Consider the following 4,266-nt stretch of genomic DNA (forward strand, 5'->3'; position numbering starts at 1 on the left):
GGCGGCTGGCGGGGCGAGGCGGAGGTGGGCTAGAAGGTGCACTTCTAGCAGCAGGTTGGGCCGGTGCAACAGGCTCGGTTGTGGAAGCTTCGGCTGGGGCAGTGGGAGCCTCTGCGGGGAGCGGTGAACCCGACAGAACGGGCGGCTCGGACGATGAATCAGCCTCAGTCGAAGGTTCCAGAATAGCAGTGCGCCCGCTGGGAAGCGTACTTAGGGTATCCAGATTCACCTCAGGGAACTCTTGAGCAGACAAATCGGGAGAAATGGCGCTGTTTCTAGCCCCCGCATCCGCCGCCAAGGAGCCGTCTGCGCCCGCATTTGCCCCTGGCGTAGAGCCGTCTGCCGTCCTGCGAGCCGCTTCGCCCAGACCAATGACGCTCAATCCAGCCGGGTTCATCACCAGATAGCCAAAGCTAAGGCTCGACAGTAGCAGCAAAATCATCGACCCGATCCCCAGTGGCGTGAGCAAGCTTTGCAGCATTCCCGGCTCTTGCTGGCTGGCCCGCAAGTCGCGCTCGTCTTCCGCCAGGTTCCGCAGCAGATATTCAGAGGATTCCAGATAATCGTCTGGCTCGGCCGCTGGTTTGGCGGTGGGGTAGAGGTCGTGGTCATGCTGAGGATGCAGCGGAACTGCACCATAATCCGCAGCAGGAGGAGCCATTTGGGGGGCGATCGCCCCACCCAGCAGCAGTTCTGGGCGAGCTTGTGGCTCAGGGGCATACCCCAGATCTGGCAATGGGCTATGCGAATCGGTATTCCTGGCTGCGTCTGGTGCAAGCTGGAGATAGGGACGAGACTCAGCAGCACCCCTGGATGACTCGTTCCATCTTGCTGGGAGCGATCGCGCTTCAGCCTGAGCAGTCAGGCTGTCTGCTCGTCGATCGCCCTGAAGCACAGGTGCAACGCCCCGCCGACCTTGCTGACGACGATAGCGGGCCAACTCATCTTCTAGCCGCAAATCCAGATTTTCAAAAATGGCTTGCAGCGCCGGGTGCAGCGGCGTAGAGGAGCTAGATTGGGACGGGGTAGCGGGTGAGCGACGCATCGCAGAACTCCTGCCAAGGCTAAATTTAAGTAGCGATTTATGTTGAACGCTGTTTGATGAAACTTGATGAAACGTTGACGGCTCCAGTGCTGTTTCTAATCCCGTTTAGGTCAGCACTGCTCGATTCAAATTGAATACATTGAATACCATTTGAATACCATTTAGATTAAATGGTTGCGAGTTAGATGGTTGCGAGGGATTTGACGATTCTGGAGCAAGTCTTTCGACTAAACCTTCGACTCAACCAAGGAGCCACCGATAGCGGACGACCAAAGAAATTCTAGCGAAGGATCTCCTGCGCGATATAAGGCTTTGTGCAAAAAGCCAAGCAAACACAGTGCCCACTCGCCCCGCAGAGATTGAGTTAATCTTAATCACGCGCCAAAGCACGATACACCCAGGCTGTATATAATTCTCGGTCAAAACAGCTATCTGGAATTGTAATTAAAGAATTATCCCTTGTTGCATTTGCAATTCACAAATCTTGCCGCTCATGACGTTTCAATCTCTCCAGCGTGTTTTAGGTGCCCTCGATCAGCAGTCCTCTTGGCGATCGCACCGACAGATCCAACAGGTTCTCACGGTTTGGCCAGAACTGGTCGGCCCGGCGGTGGCAGCCCAGACTCGCCCGTGGGCCCTACAAGCGGGGGTGCTTCAGGTGGGCGTGGCTAGCTCCCCCTGGGTGCAAACGCTGATGTTTGAGCGGCTCCACATTTTAGAAAAGCTGAATGCTCGACTGCCCTACCGCATTACCGATATCCGCTTTTCTACGACCTGGTGGCATCGGCGATCGCTCCATAGCCCAGCCGAGTTGCAAACCGAATCCGCGCGAGTCTGGCGGGAACACCCCAGCCGACTAGACAGGACGGCGGGCGATCGCCCTCACCATGGCGCGGCTGCTCAACCCACAGACCCTGAATCAGCCTTTCGCGCCTGGGCCAACCAGATGCGATCGCGCACGGCTCAGATGCCGCTCTGTCCCCGCTGTCAGTGCCCCACCCCTCAGGGAGAACTTGAGCGCTGGTCTTGCTGTGGGCTGTGTGCGGTTAAGCAGTGGTAAACCGGCAGTTGTAACACCGTAATTTCACGCTCATTTCACAGTAATTTCACCATAACGGTCTTTGCGGAGGGCTGCTAGCTTTTTAAACGGGCAGGCATGGGCTAAAATCCGGGTGCTGAAATACGGGTTTAGTTCAGCCAGTTAAGTCGGCCCGCGGATTGCAGTTTTGGGCTGGTTGCGTTGATGCTTTCAAGGCTGCTTTGTGGCGATCGCCCATCGATGATTTTCTTGTGGTTCTACAGCGGGAAGCCGTTCTATTAGCCCGCTGCTCACGCCTCAAAAGTCTCTCATCTTTGCTTTTGCTTACAGTTCTAAAACTATTATTTTCAATTCTTAAAGACATCCAAGAAGAATCATTTTTGTCTCATACACGTCTCATTTCCTCGTGATCCCCGCTCAGTTTTAAGCAAAACTACGGGGTTTATTGGTGTGCTTGCTTGAATCAGGGGAATTCTAAATTTAGAGATCTCTCAGAATCTGAAGCTAAAAACAATCTAAATACTTACTTTTTATTTGGGATCGCTGAAAGGGTTGCCTGCTCTACAAAGCAACGTTTTTCTGATGATTTTTGACCAAATTTGTTGACTCAGAATAGTAGAGAAGATCCGGTTTTTGCCTCTCCTTTACCGCTCCTCTCGAAATGGATGATTTACATCACAGCATTTCTTCCTGCCGTCGTTGTGCCCATTACCACATTGAGGGGCGACGCGGCGGGCATTGCCAACTCTTGGGGGTTCCTGTGCAGGGCGCTTGGGGCGCTTGCCCGATGGCGCAGCCGCAGTTTTTGCCAGTGGCGATCGCCGCTGCGGTGGCGGATGTCGAGCAGGTGATTCATTGCCCGCCGCTCGTTCTTCCAGAACCTCAGCCCATCGCCCTGCTGGTTGAAATGTTTGTAGACGAAGCCCCCCGGACAGAACTGGAGCCTGTGGCGGCGGCTGTGGAAGCTCCATCGCTGCTGCCGAACTCCTTCTAGTGCTGGGTGCTGAGCTGCCGAACCCAGGCTGGCTTTTGGGTTATCGCTATCTGGGTTATCGCTATCTGGGTTATCTAAGTAGCAGCCACACCGGAATGGTAAACAGCAGCATGGCCGTTGTGAGGACAATGCTGCTGGCGATCAGCTCACGGTCGAGGTCGTATTCCTCAGCCAGAATGAGTCCGGCAAAGGCTGTCGGCATTCCCGACATCAGCACCAGTGCTAGTCTTGGCTCGGCAGACAGGCCCAGCAGCGTGGCTAGTCCGGCCACCCCAACGGGCAGCACCATCACCTTGAGCAATGCTGGGGCGATCGCCCCCTTGAGGCTACGCCAGCCGTGGATTTGCCGCAGCCGCAGCCCCATCAGCAGCAGCGCAGCAGGAATAATCACCCACCACAGCGCCCCCCGCAGCCCTGCATCGACTCCATCCGGCAGGGCGATCGCCCGCGTCAGCATTCCCAGCCCAAAGGCCCACAGCGAGGGCACCGTCAGCACGTCGCGCAGGTGAACCCACCAGGCTTTGCCGCCGTGCGATCGCCCATAGATGCTCGCCAGCCATACGCCCAGTCCGTAGGTGCCGACCACGTTCTGTGTGACGCTGTAGAACACTAGCCAGCCCAGGTAAGGCTCGGAAATCAGACTGGGGGCGATCGCCAGCCCCACAAAGCCCGTGTTGCCTAGCACCGCAGAGATGAGGAAACTGCCGCGCCGGGCCGGATCTTCCCAGCCGGACTCGATCGGGCGTGCCAAACCTGGCTCCTCCAGCGCTGGAGTGGACGTTAGCAGGTCTATGCTTGCGGAGGAATTGGAAACGCTGGTCATGATCTTTGGTGGATTTGCGGCGAGGGGGTTCCAGGGCGATCGCCCTAGCTCAAGCCAGCGAAGCCCTTGCAGCGTTCCCCAGGCAACACCCAGCCCACCTACCAGGGCCAGCATGACCACCAGCGGAGCCAGCCCTACCTGCGACGAGAAATCCGTCTGCCGAGCCAGCGTAAAGATTTGTATCGGCACGCCCACCCAATACAGACCGCGCCCTAGCACGCGCGGCAGCGAATCGGGCAAGAGCGAACAGGACAGCAGCCCTAGCCCCGTCCAAAAGATCAGCGGCCCATAGGCATGGAGCAGCATATCAGACATTTCCAGCACCAGAGTGTCAGCAATCAGCGCCTTCGACTACTGGGTACTTT

General features: G+C 56.8%; 4 protein-coding genes. 2 read left to right on the forward strand and 2 right to left on the reverse strand.

Annotation, left to right across the window (positions count from 1 at the left end):
• A partial coding sequence (locus IGS51_RS20605; protein WP_297080637.1) for a hypothetical protein occupies window positions 1-1,045 on the reverse strand: 1,045 nt, incomplete at its 3' end.
• A 493-nt stretch (window positions 1,046-1,538) separates the two neighbouring features.
• On the opposite strand from IGS51_RS20605, the gene IGS51_RS20610 reads away from it, so the two are divergent.
• Together IGS51_RS20610 and IGS51_RS20615 are read left to right on the forward strand one after the other, a co-directional pair.
• Entirely contained in the window at window positions 1,539-2,105 is a 567-nt protein-coding gene (locus tag IGS51_RS20610; protein ID WP_297080638.1) for a DUF721 domain-containing protein, read from the forward strand.
• Window positions 2,106-2,745: 640 nt separating this feature from the next.
• On the forward strand, window positions 2,746-3,078 hold the full coding sequence (locus IGS51_RS20615) for a hypothetical protein (protein ID WP_297080639.1): 333 nt from the start codon (window positions 2,746-2,748) through the stop codon (window positions 3,076-3,078).
• A 70-nt stretch (window positions 3,079-3,148) separates the two neighbouring features.
• Here IGS51_RS20615 and IGS51_RS20620 read toward each other — a convergent pair whose 3' ends face one another.
• Window positions 3,149-4,216, reverse strand: coding sequence for an AEC family transporter (locus tag IGS51_RS20620; protein ID WP_297080640.1), 1,068 nt, complete (start codon window positions 4,214-4,216; stop codon window positions 3,149-3,151).
• Window positions 4,217-4,266 lie beyond the last annotated feature (50 nt).

This window comes from Thermoleptolyngbya sp. M55_K2018_002, from assembly GCF_015295965.1.
GTDB lineage: Bacteria > Cyanobacteriota > Cyanobacteriia > Elainellales > Elainellaceae > Thermoleptolyngbya > Thermoleptolyngbya sichuanensis.

Excerpts from the sequence above, each read along its gene's own strand:
- IGS51_RS20615 (WP_297080639.1), top strand. The coding sequence starts at position 2,746 with ATGGATGATTTACATCACAGCATTTCTTCCTGCCGTCGTTGTGCCCAT.
- IGS51_RS20610 (WP_297080638.1), top strand. The coding sequence starts at position 1,539 with ATGACGTTTCAATCTCTCCAGCGTGTTTTAGGTGCCCTCGATCAGCAG.
- IGS51_RS20620 (WP_297080640.1), bottom strand. The coding sequence starts at position 4,216 with ATGTCTGATATGCTGCTCCATGCCTATGGGCCGCTGATCTTTTGGACG.